The sequence below is a fragment of the Paenibacillus radicibacter genome (genome assembly GCF_024721995.1).
Lineage (GTDB): Bacteria > Bacillota > Bacilli > Paenibacillales > NBRC-103111 > Paenibacillus_AM > Paenibacillus_AM radicibacter.
Genome location: NZ_JANQBC010000009.1, coordinates 59,694 through 84,923 on the forward strand (window position 1 = coordinate 59,694; position 25,230 = coordinate 84,923).

The window sequence follows — 25,230 nt, forward strand, 5'->3', positions numbered from 1 at the left end:
GATTTGTGAAGTGAATCAGCGTATTATTTAGATCCTCAACACAAAAACAGCAAGCTGCTGCTTAGGTTACTGATCTGCCTTAGTTGGAATCAGTACCGCTTATCAGCGCTTGCTGTTTATCGTTAACTACATTAATTATCATTCAACACTTACGATTACCTATTCATCCACTTGAGCAACTTCAATATCTGTTTACGACTAATCTTCCCGCCTGTAAAGCGGTCGATTTGGCGAAACGGCATATTAAGCACGAAGTATACGTTATTCGCGAGCAACGGTTTATTAATAGCATTAAAGAATTTATTAAAGAAGATCACAACGTTATACAGCGACTTCCCGATCCAATTCTTATACCTTGCTTGCGCGATTGTGTCATTGAGTCCTAAATCCTTCATCGGATCCCACATCGGTGATGGTGGCTTATATCCCAGCAGGCGATGATATTCCTCACGACTCACCTCATGAACATGTCCGTTAAAGTAATTCGGGAAATTTTCCTTCGTATGTTCACTTTGCGCTGCATCCCCCTCTAGCGTCACCTGTTCACTTAATAAGATGGACTGAATGGAGCTGCCGATTTGGATTTCATAGACTCCTGGTTCAACAACCCAATCTCGAACGCTCGGATTATAGTAAGAGAAATCTCTTTCTTCCAACTTCAACGTAACACGTTTGCTCTCACCCGGCTCTAAGTACACCTTGTCGAACCCTTTTAACTCCCGCTTCGCTCTAAAGATTGAAGAACCCTTCTTCTCGATATACAGCTGCGCAACTTCTTCACCAGCAACTTCTCCCGTATTCGTAATGGTAAACGAAACCTGGTGCTGATCTGCCGATAGATCCTTATAAGCGAAAGTTGTATAAGACAGTCCATAGCCGAACGGGAATAATACAGGCTTATTAACAGTATCAAAGTAACGGTATCCAATGAATATACCCTCAACGTGCTCTGCGGTTGCCTCTTTACCCGGATAATACGGCGCTGAAGATACATCACTATAATGAATCGGGAATGTTTCACTCAGCTTGCCGCTTGGATTATAATCCCCTAGCAAAATACTCGTCAATGCCTCAGCACTGCCCTGTCCGGATAGGTAAGTATGCACGACTACTTTAACATCCTGAATGAACGGCATTTCAATTGCACCACCGCCAGACAGAATCACAACAACATTAGAACCCACTTGTTTCAGCGCATGAAGTAGCTCCAACTGATTCTCTCGCAAGCTAAGGTCTGTACGATCTACGCCCTCCGCTTCACTGCCTTCATCCAGCCCTAAGAATAACAATACGGTATCTGCTTGCTTGGCTAATGATACGGCTTCATTTAGAAGCTGCGCACTCTTTCCACCCATGCGTTTGAAACCTTGTGCATGCCCTACAATGGATAAACCAGACTTACCTAACTCATCCCAACTATTCGATAGCTTGGCAGGGTTAATAAGCGAGCTGCCTGCACCTTGATAGCGAGGATTTCTTGCGAAATCCCCGATAATCGCGGTTTTCTTATCTCGTTGAAGCGGTAATATCTGATCCTCATTCTTCAATAACACGATCGAACGTTTCGCTGCTTCAATTGCTTTGTGATGATGGTCATCATAATCGACAGTTGGTGCAACCTGATCATCCAATTTCGTTGCAAATACTAGCTCTAGCAATCGATCTACTGCATCATCCAACAACTCGACTGCGAACTCACCGCTCTTCACAGCCTGCACGATTTCTTGATCCGTAATCCCGTTTGTAGATGGCATCTCCAATTGATTGCCTGCCTTAAGCCCCGCTACACGATCATTATTACCGCCCCAGTCGGTTACGACGATGCCATTAAATCCCCATTCTCCATACAAAATATCTTGAAGTAGATAATTGTTTTCATTAGCAAACGTACCATTCACACGATTGTAGGAGCTCATAATCGTCTTCGGATCACTTTGCTCCACCACACGTCTGAACCCTTCTAGGTATAACTCTCTAATCGAGCGCTCATCCACGACTTCATCAATCGTCATGCGCATGTGCTCTTGGCTATTTACTGCAAAATGCTTCGGACACGCCGCAATCCCATTGGATTGAATGCCCTTCACCATTTCACTTGCCATTTCTCCCGTTAAATAAGGGTCTTCGGAGAAATACTCAAAGTTGCGTCCACATAGCGGATTCCGTTTAATATTTAACCCTGGTCCGAGCAGCACACTTACTTTTTCACTCGCTGCTTCTTTACCAATCGTCTGACCGACTTCATAAATTAATTGTTTATCCCAGCTGTTCGCCAGTGTAGCCGCAGTTGGAAAGCAGGTGGCAGGAAGACTCTTATTAAGCCCCAAATGGTCAGCCTTCCCACCTTGCTTGCGAAGTCCATGCGGCCCATCAGTTAGCATGATCCCCGGAATATTTAATCGTTCAATGGACTTCGTATTCCAGAAATTCGCTCCTGACATTAAAGATGCTTTCTCTTCTAATGTCATCTTCTCGATAAGCTCTCTATATTTCATCTCTCTCCACCCCATACGCATTCATTTTCCTAGATTACGATTCAAACAAATGAGTTCTTAGGATTGTATATAACACATGATGGACACTTGTACGAACACCATTCGCGATGCCTGATGGGTCTTTCTTATAAGCATCTTTGAGTCCCTTCTCATTTTTATTCGGTGACATAATATCTAGCATCAAGTCATTACCCGCAACAACAGCATCCTTCGCATGCATGAAGCCGAATACCGCATCACTTGAAACGAATCCATCAAAGCCCCATTCTTTACGTAAAATATCGTTAAGCAAGATGGAGTTCGCACCTGCCCACTTCATTCCAATGATCGAGAAGCTGGACATTGCTGCAAGTGGCTTCGCATCTTTAACCGCAATTTCGAACGGCTTCAAGTAAATTTCGCGAATCGCTTGTTCGTTCGCCCAGATCAAGTTACCAGAGCGAGCATTCGTTTCTTGATCGTTCATTGCAAAATGTTTGATGAAGACGATGATGCCTTGATCTTGCGCACCTTTCGTCATTGCAGCTGCTATTTTACCAGATAGAACTGGATCTTCGGAGAAGTACTCGAAGTTACGCCCGCCTTGCGCAGTACGGTGAATATTCATACCCGGCGCATACCAGCCTTGAATACCATAAGCACGCGCTTCTTTACCCGCAGCTTCCCCCATACGGTATGCTAGATCGTCGTTCCATGTGGATGCGATAACGATCTCTGACGGATAAGATGCCGCAGTTACTGGTTTGAAGAAGTAGCTAAAGCCAGCAGGTCCATCCATAAGCAATGTTTTCGGTACTCCCAGACGCTCTACTGCCATCGTGCGATATGCAGCATTTGTTACATATTTGAACATTTCATCAAGTGTAAATTGATCTAGGAATGAATCCCATTTCGGATCATTAAATGCTAAGCCTTTCAAATCCTTGAGCTTAATACCGTTATCCGCACCGAATGTCGGCATCTTTGCAGTGGAAGGTTCAATTTCCTTCGTGAAAGCATCTAGCACATATTGTGGTGCATCGTGGCTAATGTTCGCATCAGACGGGTAGGTACCTTTCCAATCATTACGGGATAGGTAAGTCAATTCGCCTTTAGCTGAGTCAAATTGGTTCTTGTATTCTGTTCCCGTATCTTTATCTTTCTTATATACAATCTTGTCAGCTAACTTATAGTCATAGCTCGCTACAATATCATGAACGTTGCGCGCTACTTTAATTACATAATTACCCTGTTCAAGGACATATGCTTGTTCTTTATTCATATCATAAGAAGCCATGTCTTCCGTGTTAAAGGTAAGTGTCAGCACTTCGGATTGACCTGGCTCAAGTAGAGATGTTTTGCCATAAGCACCTAATTCGATTGCTGCCTTCTCAATGCCACCAGGTGTATATGGAGTGGAGTAGTACAATTGAACAACGTCTTTACCCGCTACTTTCCCTACGTTCTTCACTTCCACTTGTACTTCCATCTTCTGATCAGACAATTTCTGATCCTTCACTGTCCACTCAAAGTTCGTATAACTGAGTCCATGCCCATACGGGTACAAGACTGCTTTCTTATAGCCGGCTTCATCATTGGCATAGAATGTTTCATAGAAACGATATCCGACATAAATGCCCTCTTGATAATTCATGAATGCATAGTTTAGATTGTTGTACTTATAACTTCCGAAGTTCTCACTTGCAGGAGCACTGGAGTTATCATACACATAAGTGTCTGTAATACGTCCAGATGGATTAATATTTCCTGCTAGAATATTTCCTAAGGAGTTCGCACCATATGGACCTGGCGTTCCAATCCATACAACTGACTTAATCGATTTGAATTCTTCAACGAAACCAAGCTCTAGTGCATTACCCGCATTGACTATGATTGTTACATTGTCAAAGCTTTGTGCTACTTTCTCAACTAAAGCACGCTTGTTAGCCGTTAATTTTAATTGCTCGACACTTGCATCACTAGCTTCTGTACTTTCACTTGCAAGCACGATTACAGCCTGATTCGAATAACCCTTCGCTTGTTTAATTGCGTCATCCGTTAAGTAATCGATTTTCGGTTCGTCACTCGAATTCATACCGAGCAAGCCTTTTGCTACTTGCACGAGTCCAGAACCACCGCCGGAGTTACCACCGCCAACTTTCTGATACATATCATAAAGATGTGTATTGTATGCGATGCCTGCATTCTTCAAACCATCGAATAAGTTCACTGCACGAGACGTATCGCCTCCACCGGAACCGCCGCCTCCATAACGCATATGAAGTGCTGCTACACCGAACACATTGACCTTCTTATCTTGTAGTGGCAAGTTCTGATCACTGTTCTTAAGAAGTACGATCCCTTCATTGGCGATTTCCTCTGCCATCTTCTCCCCATGTGCACGTGCTTGTACACCTTCAGGTGTATTCGTCACTGCTGTGATATGCTTACCCGACAATGCCTCCAGGATCGCTCCAGCAGTCGGTCCCACTTGCACAATTATGAATATGATAACAACCGCGACGATCGACCAACCCGCGAAACGTCTAGGTCTGTTCTTGATTTTTCTGTATCGCTTTGCTTCCTTCTTCATCGCTTTACGCTCTTTACGCCCCATAGACTTCATTTGCAGCCTTATTTGCTCTGCAGCCTCATTACGCAATTGCTTATCGCGCTTGATTGCTTCGTTTCGCTCTGCCTCAGGCATTGCCGCAATTTCTATTTTACGTTCTTTAAGCTTGGCCTTATCAGCCTTCACCCGTTGTACAAGCTCTTGTTTCTTGGCTTGCTTTTGTCTCAAGTAATCGAACATGTCGATACCCCCCTCTTGATCTATCCCCTACATTGTAAAATAGCGCTTTCATGAAAACTATGAGTTTCTTGTCATAAAAAAAGCTAAATATTGCGTACCTCCGATTTTTCATAAAATCGAAAGCGCAATATTTAGCATTAAATGTTCGTCTTCTCAAGGTCAATCATGATGATTCCGAATATCGGAACTTCGAACTCAAGCGTATGAGATTCCTTGATTGTAAGCGTTTCTATGCGTCTTGCAGGGCGATTAACTCCATTCCAATATGCAATATCGTCCAAGGACAACTTTTTACATTTCCTTAAATCGGAAATATCGGATCGCTGATCGACCAGCTCTGGTGTTAATTCTTGCTGGATCAATCGATACGTTCCCTCTAAGTTTTGCATATCTAATTTAATATGAATATACGGACTCTTCGCTTTTTTCCAAGCTATTTCGGATTCTTCTTTACTTTTTTGATTCATAAACAAAATGAGCTCTTCCTCCGGATATACAGCGAGTATACGATAGTTGTCCCCGCGCTTCGTCACGATACAAGCATCATTGCGATACACAACCTCCTCAAAGAGCCGCATCACAAATTCCTTCGCATACCAATTATCCTTGTATCGACCATCAGGGGTACATAATGACAACTTACTTGCCAGCTCATCTGGAAAATACTCAAACAGCTTCGCTGAATCAAGCGATAACGGTGTGTAAAAATGATTCATAGACTCGAATTGATTCGTTAAACTCATGTATTGCCATATACTTGCATTCGCTTGTGCTAAGTCAGAATACGTTTGCAAATAATCATCCTTTTCAAAAGCCAACATTCGGGTCAACGCATGGCTCAGAACCTTCATATTCTTATTCTCACTAATGATCTGGATGTATGCTTGATCGAACAAATGACTCCGTGCATCTTCTAGCGAAATCTTGCGCATATACGTCATGTCATCTATACAATAAATGGCGTTAAGACAGTCTGAATCGAGCGTAACTGCCCCTTCAGGCAGTACTGGAAAATGAATGACAATATTCTTATAGTCTTCGAATATGGAGATAGCCTCAACTACCGGCAAACACAACTCTCCACCATCCGTAAATTCATAGAAGCAACGGAATTCATACATCCAATCATTACTTGTGTAATAATTTTGCTGTAAATGGTGATGCAGCTCCTTAAATACCGCTTGAAATGATCCCTTATCTGGATAGCCCATCTCCTGCCAATCATCATAATCAATGAATTGGATTTGCAGATAGGGAAGCATGCCTGCGGAAATAATCTGTTGTAGGATGCGATCTAGTTCTCGAAATGAGCATACAAGTTTACCTTCTTGAACTTTCACATCCATAATTTTCACAATACGATTGACCGCTACCCACTTCACACCAAGACGTTGTCTTACTTCAAGTAAGCGGCTATCCCTCAGATCTCCCTTAACCTTCAAGACATCATTACCCTTCGCATATCGACTGATCGTTACTTGCATATCAATTTGGGCTTCAATCCGATCTGGATTCATCGGTACTTGTGCAACGATTTCACCTGGAGGCATGTAGGGTGCGAGTAGTGCCATAACATCTTGAGACAGAGGTGAATCTGTACGTTTCTTAGCCGCTCCCCTCTTACGCTCTTCACGAAATTCAGCCGGTGTCAGCTTGTAGCTCAGCTTAAATGCTTCATTAAAGGCGCGTACATTAGGAAAACCGTTCGATAATGCAATCGTAACAATCTTCTCGGTCGTACTCTCTAGCATGCGGTAGCTATGAAACAATCGCACCTCTTTGATATAATTACCGATCGTAATTCCGAGTTGGTTCTTAAATGAATGTGCCAAGTAAAACTTGCTGCTATAAAATTTGTCTGCAATCTCATCTAAACTGAGCTTCTCCGCATAATTCATGTTAATGTAGGAGACCACTTCTTGAATTTTATCTGATGCAGCATGTATCTGTTCCTTTTCATCCACAGTTTGAAGATATCTCAGCAGTAGTCCGATTAAACGCTTCGCATATCCTTCAATCATATAGTCCGAACCATCCGCTGGATAACTCATTTCGACATATAAGGAAGCCATGCAGTTCTTAATGTGCGCGTAACCCTCTTTTTTGTACACCATTGCAAGTGGAATGTTTAGTTGAAATGGTGGAAGCTCAACTTGGTATTCATTCGAAACAAAAGCAACCTTAAGTGTCGCATTCTCCTCACTATTCACAACCCGAACAAGATCGCCCTTATTCAGCACAAAAATATCGCCAGTCCGCATCAATATATTCGACCCATTACGTACGATTTCTAGGTAACCTGAAAGAACAAACCATATATGTAGCTCTGTCATAAGCAGATAATCGACTTCATCCACTGTTTGGATAGTCGCAGTGACGATATGATCTTGCTTTCTCTTTTTCTTCATAACCAATCAACCCCACCCTTAGATCTTGAGCCTACTAGAAATAGTAGCACGAAGAGGGTGAAGCCGACAAATTGTTCATGGATGATTCAATTAAGGATCATACCAGATTAAAAATAGTACGACACCACAAAAAAGGACGCCTACACTGTCCAATCAACTGTACGAAACAGCACGATTTGATAGAGGCGTCCTTTACAATTTATTCGATTTATTTAGCCTGGATATAGCCCTCTGCTTTGAGCAATTCAGCGATCAATACGGCACCGCCTGCTGCGCCACGAAGAGTATTGTGGGAAAGTCCTACGAATTTATAGTCATAAATAGAATCCTCACGCAAGCGACCTACGGAAACACCCATACCGCGCTCAATCTCACGGTCAAGCTTTGTCTGTGGACGGTTATCTTCTTGGAAGTATGTGATGAATTGCTTCGGTGCACTTGGTAAACCAAGCTCTTGCGGGCGACCTTTGAAGTTAGCCCAACGCGCTAAAATTTCATCTTTTGGCGGTTTATTTTCAAATGATGCAAAGACGGTTGCCATATGTCCATCTAAAACGGGAACACGGATACACTGTGTTGTGATGATCGGAGAGCTTGCTTTCACAATTTCACCGTTATTCACACTGCCCCAGATGCGAAGCGGTTCTTGCTCACTCTTCTCTTCCTCGCCACCGATGTAAGGAATCACATTATCCAGCATCTCCGGCCAGTCTGTGAAGTTCTTACCTGCACCAGAGATCGCCTGGTAGGTGGATGCTACCACTTGTGTCGGCTTGAAATCAAGCAGCGCGTGAAGTGCCGGCACATAGCTCTGGATCGAGCAGTTCGGCTTAACAGCGATAAATCCAGTGGAAGTACCTAGACGTCTGCGCTGCGCTTCGATTACTTCAATGTGCTGCGGGTTAATTTCTGGGATAACCATTGGAATGTCTGGTGTCCAGCGATGTGCCGAGTTATTGGAGATAACCGGTGTACCTGTCTTCGCATAAGCTTCTTCTAGTGCTTGAATTTCCGATTTTGTCATATCAACCGCACAGAAGATAAAGTCCACTTGACCCGCTACTTCTTCTACATTTGCTGCGTCAAGAACCATAATATTTTTCACTGCATCAGGCATAGGTGTTGCAAGCTTCCATCTTCCTTGTACGGATTCTTCATAGGTCTTACCTGCTGAACGTGTGCTTGCTGCAATTGTCGTTACTTCAAACCATGGGTGACCATTCAATAATTCAATAAAACGTTGTCCAACCATTCCTGTACCGCCAACAATACCTGCTCTTAGTTTCTGTGTCATAATCGTTTCCATCCCTTTCCTATTCGCGCGTCATATTTGATGTACCTTATGTTACAAGATTGCTGAATGCTATTTTTAAACACTAAAAAAATCCCACCCCCAAGACTATAAGTCTCAGGGACGAGATTTGTATGCTCGTGGTACCACCCTAGATTCGCCAATATGTCGCCATAACAGCCTCTTCAAGTACGACATTCCAATTGAATGCTTATACTCTAGCTCTATAACAGGAGCTCCTGGCACATCATCTCCATAACGCATCGTTTCGATGTGCTGCTCTGAGCCTTTCTTCAATAACTTATTCTTTGCCCCTTTCCAGCTACCGGAGCTCTCTGTGTAAGAATGGAAGTTATTTACTCATCTCTTCATCGCATTTGAATATTGGGATTATAATATCAGATAATTGCCAAGAGGTAAACCTATCTTTTGATTAAAAATGCCGATTTATCGGTCTCGATTAATCAAATAGTTCAATAAATGCCTCAAAAATGCAATTTTACGTGGAATTACTTGCAATGCTTCCATCGCCAAACAATAGTGCTCCCACATTGCTTTACGTGCGCCATCTGCACCAAGAATCGAGACGAACGTTGAGGTACTGTTCGTGGTATCTTGACCAATGGGCTTACCTAGCAAGTTATGATCTCCCTCCAAATCCAACAAATCATCCTTAATCTGAAAAGCAATCCCTGCGTGGTAAGCGTATTTCTTAAGCGCTTCGATCTCGAAGTCATTGACTTGTGCTAAGATTGCTGGCATTACAAGACAAGCTTCAAATGCAATTCCTGTCTTATAGAAGCAGATGGTATTCAGCTCATCAAGTGTTAATGGCTTGCTTTTGGAATGTAGGTCCATCGCTTGCCCCATACACATCTCTTCTGTTTTCTCTGCAGAATAATGCATAAGCGCCAGCACCGTCTTAGGATCATATTGTTTCATAGACGCCTGCTCACGTACCGCCTTCAGAATCAGGAATATACCTGTTAATTCCGCTGTCGCCTCATTGTGAACCATATGCAAGGTTGCCCGCCCACGCCGTGTGGACGCATTGTCTTGAGAAGGTAAATCGTCGATGATTAACGATGCAGTGTGCATATATTCCAAGGAACGAAGTAATGGCATGAGCGCTTTCGGCTCAAGTCCGTACTGATCCACACCCATCACCCACGATAGGATTGGACGAATTCGCTTGCCATCTCCCTCTAAGCTATAATTCGCTGCATTAATAAGTGGTTCTTTCATCGGAATCATATCTGCTGGCTTATCAATCGATAGATTATTATTGATCTGTTCACGTACCGATTCAATGGTACGAACGAATTCCTCTTGTTCGTTGCGATCATTTTTCAAATTTAGAATGAATTGATCCCGTAGCAGCTTATCGAAGAAATCGACATCACTTGCTTGTTGTACCATTTGTTGCACGAGGAGGTTAAACGTTGGATTGCCAGAAGCAAATATCGCCATAATCTCATTGTACTTGTCTTTACCAACCCGCTCCTTGCAACGTTTAAGGCCATTAATTGCCCGATCTAGTACGACTTCACGCGTCTTGGCACATGAGCCATGTACATGGTGGATCAAATGATATATAACCGTCCAGTACATTTCATATGGATTAATGAGATCAGGACGCTGCTTGTGATATTTTAAATAATACGTATAAGGTGTAACAGCACCCTCTCTCATGTCATCGAACATGTCTGCGAAATCGTCTGCCAGTTGATTGTAAATCCCATTATAGAAAGTACGATCATCAATCTCATCATCGCTTGAGGCCGCAATAACGGAGCGCACAATTAGGCGAGATGAGGATGACTTCAAGATAATTGGGATATATAACTCTTCATTCGAATAATTCGCAAAATCCATATGCTTCACACGGTCAATTTCTTGGGATTCAAAGAAAATATTCGACTGCTCAAAGAAGGTAATCTGCGTCAACATATTCTGGTAGTTCTTAATATATTCGAATGCTTCCCGCAGCTCACCATGCACATATTGCATCAATCCTTGAATCGGAGCTGCCCACTTACCTAACTCTGGCACAGTACCTGTTGCAAGCGATTGACGGATCAAACTCGAGTAACGAACCTTTTCTTGCGCTGATAGAATTTGAGCATCTAGAAGATCATCAATGAATGGATAAGTCAGACCATAAGAGTAACCGAGTCTTATCGCTTCATCCAATCGCTTCGCGCGTTCTTCGCTTGTAAGATTCGGTGGAAGCTCCTCATAAGCATGCATAAACACCCCAATGATAATCTTAATCAGCTTGCGCTGTGCGTGCTCTGCATTCAACTCTTTCGGAATGTGGTTTGCAACTGCCTTCAGCTTGTTCATGACCCAAATGACAGCACTTTCGATTCCTTTTTTCTGTGCTTTACGATACAACCAAGCAAGACTCATGTACTCAAGCTCAGTCCCCTTCTGAGTATCAACCGATTTAAGCAGATGTTTCTTAACGCTATTAACTACATATTTAATTCGAGTTTGCGTCACGGGATTATCCAATGATTTGCCCAGATCTCTCATATAGATATACGACACACTGCGATCTAGATAACTGTCTAATTTTCCCGTATACTTCAGCCAATCTATATACATCTTCGTATCCTTCGTACTAGGGTTCTTCGTTCCTTTTGTTAAGAAAGACAACAAAGAACGGCGGTGAACATGGTCTTTTTTCCATAGTAAAAAATCTTCTGTTAGCGCAGACACATATTGTTTTCCCGTCATTTGTTCTACAAGCGATGCAAAGTACTGGGCAGCCTTATACTCTGCTCGTCTGTACCCCATATCGGTTTGATCCATCCTTACAACATTCATCAGCTGGTCTACCTCAATTCCGCCTTTTATGTCTTCTTTATACGAAGCAGTATCGTCTTGGGTTACAAAAAAAATGAACTGGGGCTTACACCCCAGCTCTTTACATGTTGTTTATGAATTTCGTTTTTTTTTCAAAAAATGATTTCGCGTATTCCACAACACCTTGTACACCGGATAGTCCTTGATCTTGAAGCTCCATCGCCATAAAATTCTCATCTGGAACATCGAATGGCGCTTTAATCTGATACATGCTTGCTTTCTCGTAGCCGAACTTCGGATAGTACTCAGCATGACCAAGGACAACGGAACCCTTGTATCCAAGATTAGTTGCAATTCTATGACCTTCAGTAATTAGCTTCTTGCCAATTCCTTTACCTTGCGTATCTGGCAACACCGCGACAGGCGCAAGTGCAATAAGCATATGTTCTCCCACCTTAATCTCTGTGAACAGGATATGTCCTAAGATCTTGCCGTGTTCCTCTGCTACGAGGGATAGCTCTGGGATAAAGTTAGGACTCTTGCGAAGTCTGTTAACTAAATTATGTTCATCCTGATCCGAATGCTCCCCTTGCGCGAACGCTGCTTTAACTACTTCATAAACCTTGTGAACGTCTTCATTCGTTTCTTGTCGAATGTTAATTGTCATGGAGTCTTCACCTGCTTTGTGTATGGGTACATAAAAATTGGTACATAAAAAAAGCGAGTATAGTTGTTGACTATACCCGCTCGTTAAGCATATTCTAAGTGATTTCTAGACTAAGGTCAAATTTTGTAAAAGTAGATGAAAAATTACTGTAGCTTGCCGCCTTCAACGACCAACTGATCGGTAAATCCATCGCCATAGATGTCATTGAGCGTTGCCTTGTAAGCTTCGTGAATGAACTTATCTTTACCGAGTGTCTCAAGCTCTTTGTTGATCCAGTTCAGCAGCTCAGTATTTCCCTTTCCAACTGCAGGTGCAATTGTAGATTGACCACCAAACTCTGGAATACTTACCGTAAATCCAGGGTTTGCTTTCGCCCAAGCGATGAGTTCCGTATTGTCATTAGCAATGGCTGCACCACGGCCGTCTTTAAGCGCTGCGAAAATCTCCGTGTACTGATCGAACTTCAAGAGCTTCACATCGGGATGATTTTTTGTAAAATAAGTTTCTGCTGTCGTGCCTTTGGCTACAATCAGCTTCTTGCCGTCCGCTTTTAACTGATCAATCGATGTAATTGGTGCACCACTTGGTGATACGATCCCGAAGGAAAGTTTCATATATGGGTTGGCAAAATCAACTTTCTGCTTGCGCTCATCCGTTACTGTGAAATTCGCCATAATGATATCTACTTTATTGGATTCTAAGTAAGCCACACGGCTTGCTGCATCTACAAGTACAAACTCTGCTTTGGACTCGTCACCGAGCAAGTCTTTCGCGAATTTTTTGGCAATATAAACGTCAAAGCCTTGGTTCTTCCCATTCGAATCCACAAAACCGAACGGCGGCTTATCTGCGAACACCCCGATACGAACCTTGCCATTCTTCTTGAGCTGTTCAATAGAGGCAAACTTCGCATTCGACGCTGCGCCATTACTGTTGTTATTGGTGCTGCTAGCCTCTTTGGCATTGCCACAAGCTGTTAGACCTACTAATAATACACTTGCAAGTAATATACTCACCCATCTGCTTCGTCTTCTCATTTCTCTCCAACTCCCACTTTTCTATTATTTAATATTGAAAAACATCCAGAAAGTGCTTGGCACGATCTGTCGTCGGTGACGCAAAAAATTGCTTAGCAGGTGTGATCTCTTGAATCTGACCTTGATCCATAAACACGATCCGATCACCTACAGATTTAGCGAATCCCATCTCGTGAGTCACAATAATCATCGTCATCCCTTGGCGTGCAAGAACTTGAATGACATCTAACACCTCACGAACCATCTCTGGATCGAGGGATGCTGTCACTTCATCGAACAGAATCATATCGGGATTCATACATAAAGCGCGTACGATGGCAATCCGCTGTTTCTGTCCACCTGATAGTTGACGCGGATATGAATCTTTACGATCAAGCAGCCCCACTCTTTCGAGTAATTGTTCAGCTTGCTTTGTTGCTTCAGCCTTATCTCTCTTCTGAACCTTTAACGGCCCTAATAATACATTGTCGAGTACGGTCATATGCGGGAACAGATCATAATTCTGAAATACCATGCCGATATGTTGTCGAACTTCAGTCCAATCCACGCTGGCATCCACAAGGTTACGACCTCGGTACTGAATTTCTCCACCTTGTACTTGTTCCAATCCATTGAGACATCGCAGGAAAGTACTCTTCCCACAACCAGAAGGACCTAGAACGACGATAACTTCCCCTTTTTCAACAGATAGATTAATGCCATTAAGTACTTGTCGTTCCCCATAACTTTTATGTAATTGCTTCACTTCTAAGAGTGTTTCTGCGGCTTGGGTCATGGATAACAACCCCTTTCACATGCTAATTTTGCATTCTTCTCTCGAAAACTTTGGAAAGTTTAGATAATGGATAACACACAATAAAGTACAGAATAAAGATAAACCCATACACCCAGAATGATGCCGTTGGAGCATTAATGACGCCGACTTCAATAATTTGCTGACCAATCTTAACAACTTCAATAACTCCGATTAACACCACAAGCGATGTTGTCTTAATCATTCTAGTCGCTAAATTAATCGTACCTGGCAACATCCGACGAATGGCTTGTGGGATCAGAATGTACCGATAGATTTGCGCTTTACTAAGCCCTAATGCTTGGGCAGATTCCACTTGGTGCTTAGGTAATGACTGCAATGCCCCGCGCACAATATCGCCTATTTCCGCTGCTCCCCATAAGCTGAACACGAAGATCGCAGTCACTTCACCACTGACTTCAAAGTCTAATAATGGTGTAAATCCGAAGTATACGACATACAGCCAGACAAGAATCGGGATAATGCGAAACATCTCCAGGTACAGTCGCAGGAGTGTCTTCACAATTCTCGAATCCAGCGTTCGTAATAGACCCATGACAATTCCAAGTAGAGTGCCAATTACTATCGAAATGAACGATATTTCAATGGTAACGAGCAAGCCTCCAAGCAATCTTGCGAAATTAGAACCTTCGAACAGCACCTCAATTCCCGAATTCAGCATATCTAACCTTCCTTTCTACCCATGTGAGCACAAGTGATAATGGCAACACGAGTATAAGATAGGCAATAACGAGTAAGAGTAGGGATTCGGTTGTTCTGTAATGCATGCCAATGAGATCCTTCGCGACGTTCATCAGATCCATTAGTGCAATCGCACCAACGACAGAAGTTTCTTTTAATAGGAAAATAACATTCGCACCGAGCGACGGAATGCTGATCGCATACGCTTGCGGGAGAATCACGTACCTTGCGAGCTGTACTTTGGATAACCCAATACTTAAACCCGCTTCAATCTGCGATTTGCTCACTGCCTCAATTCCGCTGCGAAACGCCTCTGTCATGTAACTACCGCCTAAGAACGTAAGTCCGATCACAGCACAAGTCATTTCACTGAAATGAATGCCAATCTTCGGTAGACCATAATACAAGAAGAACAACTGAACAAGCAGCGGTGTATTGCGAGAGAGTTCGATATAACCGCTAATTATTCGGCTAATGACGGGCACTTTGTAATACTGAATGACGCTACACAGCAATCCGACAATTAATGAGAACAGAATGCCCCAGAATGCAACAACGACCGTCAACCACATTGCTTCCCCATAGAGAGGAAGACTTTCCTTCATAAAATCCCAATCCAAATTCATAAGCGACAACCCTTCTTGTTCGTCAAGATTTAGGATGACCCTATTAAACATATAATTCCGATAAACAAACTAAGAATTAATGTTTTATACGATACAGCAGGTTGGGAAAGTTTGCAAGAATTATTTTTTTGTCTAATTTGAAAATACAAACAACCCGCCAATCTATGCGATTGACGGGCTATGCCTCTTTATTTTTCATAACAATTAGATATATCGAGTGATTATTCGAACCAATTGACGTGGGAATGCCTCAAGATTCGTAATGTCGATAAAGCGTTCTTGACCGTAAATTTGACTAATGACCTCTTTATCTTGACCAATTGCGGCAGCTAGGAAGGTTATACCCTTGCGCTCGTACTCAGCAATCGTCTGCTGCATATCAGTTGCTGCAACACTTCCCGTATAGTCCTCCATCGCTTTGGGTTGACCATCACTAATACTTATAAGTAGCTTCGTCTGCTCGGAGGATGTTAGGAGTCGTTCGGCCATCATTCTTAAGATGAGTCCATCCCGATTGTTATTTCGTGCTCGAATCCCCATCAGCTTATAACGATCATCAGGATTCGGATGTTCGCTGTCCGTATATGCATAGATCGACATCTGCTCCATTCGAGACACGTCTGCTGTATCCCCATAAATGAGGACTGGAATTTTACATAGCTGACAAAACTCATACACTGCAATCACGGCACGCTTTGCCGCCTCTAATCTGCCAAATGCAGCCATGGAAGCAGACTCATCAATTCGTAGCCCGACTACAAGTGAAGGAGATTCTGTTGGTGGACGTTTCTTGGCAAAAGAACGGAAATCCCGGTATGCCACGCTATCTGCTTGAAATTTACTGCCATAGTATTGATTTTTTGCATAATCAACTGCTATTTCGTGTTCGAGAAGCGGTAGCGTTTTACGAGCAATTTCCTGAATGACCGGCATTAGCTCTTTACTTAATCGAGCGTACTCTTCCTTATACTCCACTTCATATTCAGGGCGATGAACAATGAGCTTGATCCCTTTATGAACCGTATCCGCAACAAGTTCCCTTGCCTCTCGGTTTAATTTTTTGCGAAAATCTCGCTCTTGCTGCTTCGCATCATTTAGCATCGAATCTGGATTTCCTTGGTGATATTGAGGCGTGCCATTGTCACCTGTGTCGGTGCTTTCTAAGTAATTCGAATTCTCGGTACTACTCTCACTTGATGAGTTTGGCTTGCTGTCAGCGGATTTTTTAAAAGCTACACCAGCTTCATCATCTGGGCTGCTATCAGTTATTATAGGATCGCTGATTTCGCCCTCAATGTGGATCTCTACGTTGTCAAAAACTCGTTTTTTTTTACGCTACTTTCGATCTCCGTTAATCGATCTAGCAGTTGATGCTTGTGAAGTGCATGTTCCAATAGGCTGATTTCGTCCGGATCGGTTGTAATTTTATAAATAACCTTATGATAAAGCGATTCGGTAGCTGTTGCACCGCTGGCATATGCATCTACCCAATAGAAATACGAACGCATGCCAGCCACACCTTTGATTGCATTCGCTCGTGCAGTCTGATCGAGAACAATGATGGTTTCTGCAAAAGCGTCTAATACTTGCTCTTCTCCATAGCCAGTCTTCGCCTTCGCTCGTTCCATCATAACGGCTTTAGAAGGAAGATCCATCTTCTCTGTGTGTTGAACCCTATCGCGAAGTGCTTCATTCAGCGGTCTAGCTCCTGCATAACTTCGATTGGCTGTAATAACTGCTATAAAGTCTGGGTGTCTGCGAATAATCTCTGTCGGCAGATTGATGCTACTATCAAGCTCTAAGGCCGAATTGAGCGCCATTAACACCGCGGCATCGCGTATGACATTCGGTTCTTGGATTTCTAGCAGGTATCCTTTTTGATAAGCCCTGACGATCTCAGACGGATAAAAGCGATACTCCACGTTATCCCCTTCTGCTTGTTCCATCGCGAGCTTAAGTAACTGCTTCATTTTGCGAGCAGCCATCTCTTCTGATAATCCGAGCACATTCATCAATATTTCATGCGCACTTTCAAAGCTGTCGTTCTCATATAACGCCTGCAATGCGCTTTTATCCGACAAATCCATCTGATTCATACGTTCTGTTGATATCACTGGCAGAATTGCACCGATAATATCCGATTTGTCCATATCTGCAAAACATGTCACCTTCGTATACGGCAGTCCGAAATTAGCGGATAATGCCTTCGCAAGCTGGGTCTTCCCTGTTCCTGCGTCACCCTCCAGCAATATGTTCGCAATCTTCATTTCCCCGCGATGCCAATTGCGCTTTATCTCCTGACACACACGCTGCTCTTCTTGACTGACTTTATGGGAGGAGGGCTTTTTCCATACGAGGTCTTGTTCGGATTCAGTTAGTTGTCTTGTCGGAGACAAGTTACATTGTTGATTCATTCTTGATTGGCTCCTTTCTTTACAAAAGCGATCTCCGCTTTTATATTTACTAATTTACTAAATTACTAATTCACTAAATTTGATGATTGCATCATAACGCAAGTTAAGATCAAAGTCAATTCGGCATTTGCCCATTCCACAAATAAAAAAACCAATCTCTGCACATATGCAAAGATTGGTTTCAAAGATTTTATTTCCCTTCAAGGGTTATAAAATCGACTAATTTATCGCCCCAGTCGGTCTGGAACAGCAATTGCTGATCCTTATTCGTAAACATATAGTTTTTACAAGTTGCTGTATGGTAGCAGGATACTTCCTTCACTTCATTTTTCAGAGACAAATCAATTTCAGATTTATTGATAGGAATTTGTAATTTTTGTACAAGGGTCGAGTCTAGATAGCTCGGATTCCAAATCGCTTTCACCAACTTGTTATTCGCCATTTCGAAAGAAACACCATTATTGTTATGATAGTTATCTCCATAAACCTTCTTGATTTCCTCTATCGTACTTCCGATTCTTAACCCACCAAAGGCAAGTTCATTCTTCACCTTATAGTTCCCACTCGCACCTTTAACCGGAACAGCACCAAGCTCTTTGCCAACCGATATCCATGGTTCCCATTTACGTGAATTCGGATTGTAAGTCAGATATTTGCCGTCTTCTTGTATGATAAGCTTCGATCCACTTCCGAATATTGCATCTGCAAATGGAATCGTAGTAAAGTTCTGTGGTGTCTTGCCTAATTGCCAATAACTGAAACCAATGGATTTCAGAGTGGTTCCTTTTTCGAATCGTTCCAAGTACGCACCGTCTTCACCAACAGCACGAATATACCCTACTGCTTTCTGCGTCTTTCCTTCGTTACTAACAAAAGTTGTGTAAGGAATCCCTTGCTCAATTGTCGTCCGATAGGTGCCCTTACTCGTCGGATAAATAAGCATATCCAGATGCGTGTACATGTAGAGGTTAACCGTTGATGTATAATTACGCGTTACTTTTAGTTCATTCTTCCCGTCTTCATAGGTGAACAAATCTAGTCCCGTCGATTCATTACGATCGTTATACACCAATACATGAATTTGCTTTCGAGCTTGGTCATACACGGCGTAATTAATGTTATACATTTCATCTGGTTTATTATCTCGAAGCAATTTCTTCGTACCTGTCGCAATGTCATAAATGTATACACCGTAGTAAGAGCTATATAAGATTCGGTTATTATCCATCCATTGAACTGGGGTATCGAACGGCTCAATGGTTGTATAGAAATGCGACTCGATAACAACTGGCTCCTGGTTAGCACGTTCTAGGACATAACTATAGAAATACCCATCGCCATCACCTAACGCCCCGCCAATCGGATATACACCGATATAGCTCTGACCGTCAGGAGAAGTAACAATTTGTTTGTAATACCGATCTCTCGGACTGAATCCAATTGACTTACCCGACTTGCCATCACGCCACTGAATTGCTGGATACTGTTTAACCGTAAGACTCGTATTGTCTAACTGCAAGTATGACGTTGTTTTCACTCTTAATGGATTCAAATCCAAGGTCATTTGTTTAATTCCTTGATCGTCCACATCCACATTATCCATGTTACTAACTGTAATCTGCAGATGTTTATTATCCAACCATTTACCCACAGCAGGTTTCCCACTATTGAGAGTGGGCATAGAATTCGTATTCATCTCTTCCGAAAAGGCAAGGATAATCGTGTCCTGTTCAGCAGGAATTAATATTTGATTGCCATATTCAGCTCCATTTATCGTAAGGTTTGCAAATTCATTTTCTTTCTCCTTCACAATCTCATACTTCAGAGGGTCTTTAGGAGCAAACTTCATTTCTGGCAACCCTTTCACTTGTACCGAAAAAGATCCTTTAGGATCAGTAATATGAATATTAAATCCTTCGGCATAATCTGGATTAGCCTTTAATTCCCACTTCACGTCTCCGTGTACTTGTACCGCTGGTTTAACCAACGCTTCATCAATCTCTGACTTGCGTACGTAACTGACTCCAATATTGATATGATCTAGATGGTACGGAATTTCTACTGCTTCATTGGGTATTTTGCTTTTGTCCCATTCGACATGAGAGGATGAGCAACAAATCTCGTTGTATTGATAGATGCTTAATTGCTTCATCCCATCCACCCATAACGGTTTGTTAACACTTTCAGTTACAGTTGACGTCACTTCAGGTGTTGTTGTTCCCAGAACTGAAGACGATGATGGTACTGTAACTACTGTTGACACACTCCTTTCTGGTGCTGTCCCCGCCCTCTCCTGACAAGCACTTAACACCAACAGTATGAATAATAACCCGAACAGCCCCCATTTTCTGAGCAAAATAAACAACGCCCCTCATCCATCTCAATTTATCTAATTTGGTTAATAATCCCAAAAAATTAGACGTCTTGAAATGAAATAAGTTGCATGTATTCGGTGTTAGTTTTCTTCGAAAACCTCAAAAATAAAGTACGTATCCATAACGAACGCTAACCCCGCCGGATTCGGCGCTGAACCTTGGTTCAAGTAATTCTGTCCTTCAAAAGAGACCACTGCCGAGTAATTAGAAGTACTATCCTCAACATCGACAGTTCCGGAGTAAAACCGCAGGGTTTGCCAATTAAATGGAGGTGCTACAGGTTCGTTCATGGGTGTCATGGTGCCATCAATTAACGGCAATGGAACATTAAAGCCATCCACAGGTGTTATCGTAACGGCTGGGAAAGGTTTCCCCTCCTGTAATAATTGAATAACAACATCATGGGCGTTATCACAAAAAACCGTAAGAAATACAATAATCGACAAACTTGATGCAGATGGATTTCCCGTAAGCTGACTGCTTGCAGCAAACCCTAATCGTTCACCGGGAATCACCGTATCTCCCCACACGAATGCGGGTGTTACAGGTGTAAAGTAATTATCATTCGAATACGAATCTAAACCTGGCCATGCAAAGAATGAACGCCCTACATCTGTTGCAGGTGTTCCTGTCATATTAAGCAACCCACTTATTGCGGTACTACGATCAATCGCTACCACAGTTGTGGATGGGCTGCTAACAATACGATCACGAATGATGGATATGGACATTACCGCACCTCCTTTTTTAATACTTTATTCAAGTTTGTACTAAAGGACATTGATCATTGCAAAAAAACAAACTAGCCTATATATACAAAAAAAGCAGCCCATCGGCTGCTCTCTTCCCATCATATTCCTATTACTAACCTTCTTCAATATCTGCTCTCAGCGCGCCTGCGATTTCCATCATGAATGGAACTACCGCTTCATTCGCACCTGATACATAAAGGTCGCCTTCATAATGACGGAATGGAATGAGAAGCTCTCCATAGCTCCACATGAAGAAGTCGCCTTCAATAGACATCGTCGTTTCACCCTTAACCGTAAACACAGATGTATAAGTCACATCCGGTCTTGTTTCAAAATATTGCTTGCACTCTTCGAGAGAAATTTGTTTCTCACTAATTTCTTGATGTTCTCTTGTGATGCGGTAACGCTGACTCATTGTATAGCCTCCGTATATATAAGATCGTCTTATTATAGCAGATCCGAGGACTAACTTTCATCTGATGATGGGTATTTCACAACCGGCCACTTCTGCTTGCGTAGCGCGTCAAGGAGTTCTGGTCCTACATGTAAGTTATCTCTTACTAGATCACGAGGTGTTAACGCCATCCATTGATTCAGCGAAATATCTTCAAAGCGATCACTCTTGAACATCTCTAGAAACCATAACGTCTGCGTTCCTGTATTCTGAATGTAATGCCCGAATGCGAACGGAACATACCCGACGTCTCCAGCCCGGAAATCAAACGTCCTTGCAGCACCATTCCCAGCAAATACAGTCATTCGACCTTCTCCTGCTAAGTAATACTGCCACTCATCTTGATTCGGATGCCAATGGAGTTCACGCATCGCACCTGGCTTCACCTCAACTAGCGCAGCAGCAATCGTCTTTGACACAGGAAAATTCTTCGAATCCACAATGCGGACGCTCCCACCTGGAGTTCGAAGCGGTTCTTGAGCAAGTAGTTCATATTTAAATGGGAACGGAATAATTCCATAGGGGGATTCAACTTCTTGACTTTCAATCGAACCAGGCACATCATCTTGAAAAATGTAAACTTGATCTGGTGGAATACAGTCGAATGTATCCTCAGGAACGCCAAAGTTAGCAGATAGCACATCTTTCGGCGTATGAGCAAACCAATCTGTGATTGACAGCGTATTTAAGTCAGAGAAATTCCCATCATCGAACACAAGCAGAAACTCGCACCCTTCATCCAACCCTTGAATCGAATGCGGCAAACCCGCAGGAAAAAACCAGAGATCCCCTTGCCCAACATCAGCAATATAGTTCCTGCCTTTCTGATCAACAGAAGTAATTCGAGCCCGACCATATAGCATATATGCCCACTCCGACTGTTGATGCCAATGTAGTTCCCGCACCCCTCCTGGGGTTAGACGCATATTAACTCCCGCAAGTGTCGTAGCGATCGGCAGTTCTCGAACTGTTATCTCGCGTGACCATCCTCCATGATTTAATTGCATATGTGTATCGGAAAAAGAATATCGCATGTTCGGCACGAGCCCCGCATCTGTAACAGGCGGTACGAACATGTTCTTATTCTCACAATCACGCATCACATCACGCGGACCGAGATCTGTCGCTCCCATTCCATCACTTCGAATTGGTTGTGGCACATTCGAATAAAACATCTGCAGTTTACGCTTATCATCCATCCACCCTCACACCCTCCTATCACGCTCTTATTCTAGAAAGGTATGATCTTTCATCTTGTTGTATAACTATTACGCATTCACTTACAACATAACTACAAAAAAATAGACGATCATTCCCCATCTATCCTTTAGGAAATAATCGCCTATTAGTTATTCATTTCATATTCGATCTAACCAAATATTAGCAGATGGATTGCTTCGCAAAGGCATAGAATGCCTCTGCATCTTCCCAAGTTGGGAAGCCTGCTTGTGCTTGCGTCTGACTGCCGCCGCCTTTGCCGTTATAGCTACTTACATGTGTTTTGTAAAATGCTCCGCATGCAAAATCATCTTGACCTTGCTGGGCAAGTACAACCTTGTTCTCAAATTTCGTCACAAGGAGCACAATGCAGCTGGATAAGGAAGTGATCTTGTTAGCGAGATTTTGCAAGTCTTGCATCGATTTATCTTCATAAATATGCGTGATGAGCGGACCCTGACTTGCCGCGATCAATTCTTGTGCAGTGTATTCGTCCAGTTTATTCTTATAGGCATTCAGATCGAATTGGAGCTGCTTCTGTTCTTGCTCCCATTTCTCAATGCGCTCTACCATTTCTTCTTTGCTAGTTTTAAGCTTATTCGTAAGCGTTCCTAATATACGCTGATTTTCTTTAGTCTCTGCTAGCGCACGATACCCGCATTTGAAATAAATACGTGTATTACCTTTTAGCTTCTCCGTCTTTAGCAGCTTGATCATTCCCAGCTCACCTGTTGACAAGACATGCGTACCACCACAAGCGTTATACTCAATACCTGCCATCTCCACGATGCGGATGTTCTCTTTGATCGAAGTCTCTTTCACAAGGTTGAGCTTGCTTAATTCTTCTTCGGTCACGAAATAGCTAGTAATCGCGTGATTCTTATAAATATGCTTATTTACTTCGTGCTCAATGGCATCTAGTTGCGTTAACTTGAGCTCAGGAGTTTCAATATCAATGGAGCAATAATCCGTACCTAGATGAAAGCTTACAGTCTTAAATTGAAATAAATCTCGTGTAATTGCAGATAACAGATGCTGTCCGCTGTGCTGTTGCATATGATCGAACCTTCTGTTCCAATCAAGCTGGCAAGCTACTTCATTCTCCTCAGGCAAACGCTCAACTTGATGAAGGATTTGATCTTCCACACTGATAACATCCAAGACAGGTATGCCTTGAATTGTCCCAAAATCACACGGTTGTCCACCACCATGCGGATAGAATGCCGTCTTCTCTAAAGTAACGAAAAACCCGTCTTCTTTCTCAAGCTTCTGGGTGATCGTTGTTTCCCAATCTGTCGTATAAGCATTGTCATAATAAAGCTTCATCGTCATGTTTATTCTCCTTACACTTCATTAAGTAATTATTTTCATTTGAGCGATTTTCGCACCCATATCATTCGCCTCTTGCTCAAGCTTCGGGTCATCATTGATCAGGACACCGTTCATCTGGATTGTAGCGGCAACTTTCCCTGCTCCTAGCCCAATTCCATTTAATGTCCCCATCGAACGCTGTGCTTCGCCTCTGTTAGGCGTTCCAAGTTTATGTTCACTGCTTCTCTTCAATAATCCTTGATGTTCTGAATTATCTGGTTGCGCCATTCTGCCACTCGACATGATTTAGCCCCCTATATACCAACTTCACTCATTATATAACAAATCAGATTGAATTTCTTATAGTCTATACATATAACAATCTCACACCTGTATATCTCTGGCATGAGATTGCTTACGATGGAACATCACACCCGAGATACTGCAAGCAAGCAGCAATTGCGCAATGAAATACGTAAGCATCACGAGAAATCCCGATGCAAACACAGGTCCAACAAATTTATTCCAAGCTAAGATTGAATCTGATACTACAAACAACCCTGCACCGAGTGCAGCATATGAATTGCGACTCATCATAGCAACCCATAACATCGAGGAGATTGCTATCAAGTACACGAGGACTGGCAACCACATACCGCTCTCACCTTCTGTCCCCCGCATACTCTCATACAGATTTGAACCGACCCACCATGCATAGATCCCTATTGGAATGATGCTTAGTAGCGAAATTAGTGAATAATGCCATCTATGGAGCAGTGCTACGATATAGATTAGATGCCCGATTAGAAAGGACCCTAGTCCAAGTATGAACCATTGATCTCCCGTATTAAGCAGGAACGCATCTCCTCCTAGGCAGAATACGAGTCCAATCATCATCAATAATTTGTATGTACGCTTAGGTGTGATGGAAATTGATCGAATCGCAAGTGTTAGAATGAGCAGCATCGGAAGTAGTTTAAACACCCAATGTACCGCCTCATTGTCCATATAAAGCGTCGCTAGATGAAACGCACCTGTTACAAGAATCGCAGCTATTAGTACGTTACGAAACATGTTCCATCCCC

At 42.7% G+C, this 25,230-nt stretch carries 19 protein-coding genes and 1 other annotated feature; all 19 genes read right to left on the reverse strand.

Annotated elements, in window-relative coordinates; genetic code table 11:
* Positions 1-155: 155 nt before the first annotated feature.
* The 19 genes from NV379_RS16620 to NV379_RS16710 all read right to left on the reverse strand — a co-directional run bounded on the left by NV379_RS16620 (position 156) and on the right by NV379_RS16710 (position 25,219).
* Positions 156-2,495 (reverse strand): glycoside hydrolase family 3 C-terminal domain-containing protein, encoded by a 2,340-nt coding sequence (locus NV379_RS16620; RefSeq protein ID WP_258208453.1) that lies wholly within the window; start codon positions 2,493-2,495, stop codon positions 156-158.
* Positions 2,496-2,529: 34 nt separating this feature from the next.
* The gene (locus NV379_RS16625) at positions 2,530-5,286 is read right to left on the reverse strand and encodes a glycoside hydrolase family 3 N-terminal domain-containing protein (protein ID WP_258208454.1); all 2,757 of its coding nucleotides are present in this window, start codon (positions 5,284-5,286) and stop codon (positions 2,530-2,532) included.
* A gap of 137 nt (positions 5,287-5,423) precedes the next feature.
* Complete coding sequence (locus tag NV379_RS16630) at positions 5,424-7,694, reverse strand: helix-turn-helix transcriptional regulator (RefSeq protein WP_258208455.1); 2,271 nt, start codon at positions 7,692-7,694, stop codon at positions 5,424-5,426.
* A gap of 208 nt (positions 7,695-7,902) precedes the next feature.
* Complete coding sequence (gene asd / locus NV379_RS16635) at positions 7,903-8,988, reverse strand: aspartate-semialdehyde dehydrogenase (RefSeq protein ID WP_258208456.1); 1,086 nt, start codon at positions 8,986-8,988, stop codon at positions 7,903-7,905.
* Positions 8,989-9,101: 113 nt separating this feature from the next.
* Positions 9,102-9,366, reverse strand: a binding site (T-box leader).
* A 66-nt stretch (positions 9,367-9,432) separates the two neighbouring features.
* Positions 9,433-11,817, reverse strand: a complete 2,385-nt coding sequence (locus NV379_RS16640; RefSeq protein WP_258208457.1) for a polyprenyl synthetase family protein — start codon at positions 11,815-11,817, stop codon at positions 9,433-9,435.
* A 100-nt stretch (positions 11,818-11,917) separates the two neighbouring features.
* A complete protein-coding gene (locus NV379_RS16645) occupies positions 11,918-12,463 on the reverse strand; it encodes a GNAT family N-acetyltransferase (RefSeq protein ID WP_258208458.1) in 546 nt (181 codons plus the stop codon).
* A gap of 143 nt (positions 12,464-12,606) precedes the next feature.
* The gene (locus NV379_RS16650; protein ID WP_258208459.1) at positions 12,607-13,500 is read right to left on the reverse strand and encodes a cysteine ABC transporter substrate-binding protein; all 894 of its coding nucleotides are present in this window, start codon (positions 13,498-13,500) and stop codon (positions 12,607-12,609) included.
* A gap of 28 nt (positions 13,501-13,528) precedes the next feature.
* A complete protein-coding gene (locus NV379_RS16655) occupies positions 13,529-14,275 on the reverse strand; it encodes an amino acid ABC transporter ATP-binding protein (protein ID WP_258208460.1) in 747 nt (248 codons plus the stop codon).
* A 22-nt stretch (positions 14,276-14,297) separates the two neighbouring features.
* Positions 14,298-14,975 (reverse strand): amino acid ABC transporter permease, encoded by a 678-nt coding sequence (locus NV379_RS16660; protein WP_258208461.1) that lies wholly within the window; start codon positions 14,973-14,975, stop codon positions 14,298-14,300.
* A complete protein-coding gene (locus tag NV379_RS16665; RefSeq protein ID WP_258208462.1) occupies positions 14,956-15,621 on the reverse strand; it encodes an amino acid ABC transporter permease in 666 nt (221 codons plus the stop codon). Before NV379_RS16665 ends, NV379_RS16660 begins: the two co-directional genes overlap by 20 nt.
* Before the next feature lie 204 nt (positions 15,622-15,825).
* Positions 15,826-16,722, reverse strand: coding sequence for a vWA domain-containing protein (locus NV379_RS16670; RefSeq protein WP_258208463.1), 897 nt, complete (start codon positions 16,720-16,722; stop codon positions 15,826-15,828).
* 203 nt (positions 16,723-16,925) lie between these two features.
* A complete protein-coding gene (locus NV379_RS16675; RefSeq protein ID WP_258208464.1) occupies positions 16,926-18,035 on the reverse strand; it encodes an AAA family ATPase in 1,110 nt (369 codons plus the stop codon).
* 190 nt (positions 18,036-18,225) lie between these two features.
* Positions 18,226-20,298, reverse strand: coding sequence for a hypothetical protein (locus NV379_RS16680; protein WP_258208465.1), 2,073 nt, complete (start codon positions 20,296-20,298; stop codon positions 18,226-18,228).
* Positions 20,299-20,490: 192 nt separating this feature from the next.
* Entirely contained in the window at positions 20,491-21,141 is a 651-nt protein-coding gene (locus tag NV379_RS16685) for a hypothetical protein (RefSeq protein ID WP_258208466.1), read from the reverse strand.
* A gap of 133 nt (positions 21,142-21,274) precedes the next feature.
* Positions 21,275-21,577 carry a hypothetical protein gene (locus tag NV379_RS16690; RefSeq protein WP_258208467.1) on the reverse strand — a complete coding sequence of 101 codons (303 nt, stop codon included), beginning with the start codon at positions 21,575-21,577 and terminating at the stop codon, positions 21,275-21,277.
* A 50-nt stretch (positions 21,578-21,627) separates the two neighbouring features.
* Positions 21,628-22,815, reverse strand: coding sequence for an oxalate decarboxylase family bicupin (locus NV379_RS16695; RefSeq protein ID WP_258208468.1), 1,188 nt, complete (start codon positions 22,813-22,815; stop codon positions 21,628-21,630).
* Positions 22,816-22,996: 181 nt separating this feature from the next.
* On the reverse strand, positions 22,997-24,166 hold the full coding sequence (locus NV379_RS16700; RefSeq protein WP_258208469.1) for an alanyl-tRNA editing protein: 1,170 nt from the start codon (positions 24,164-24,166) through the stop codon (positions 22,997-22,999).
* 21 nt (positions 24,167-24,187) lie between these two features.
* Positions 24,188-24,448, reverse strand: coding sequence for a hypothetical protein (locus tag NV379_RS16705; RefSeq protein WP_258208470.1), 261 nt, complete (start codon positions 24,446-24,448; stop codon positions 24,188-24,190).
* 81 nt (positions 24,449-24,529) lie between these two features.
* The gene (locus NV379_RS16710) at positions 24,530-25,219 is read right to left on the reverse strand and encodes a lysoplasmalogenase (protein WP_258208471.1); all 690 of its coding nucleotides are present in this window, start codon (positions 25,217-25,219) and stop codon (positions 24,530-24,532) included.
* Between the last annotated feature and the right edge of the window lie 11 nt (positions 25,220-25,230).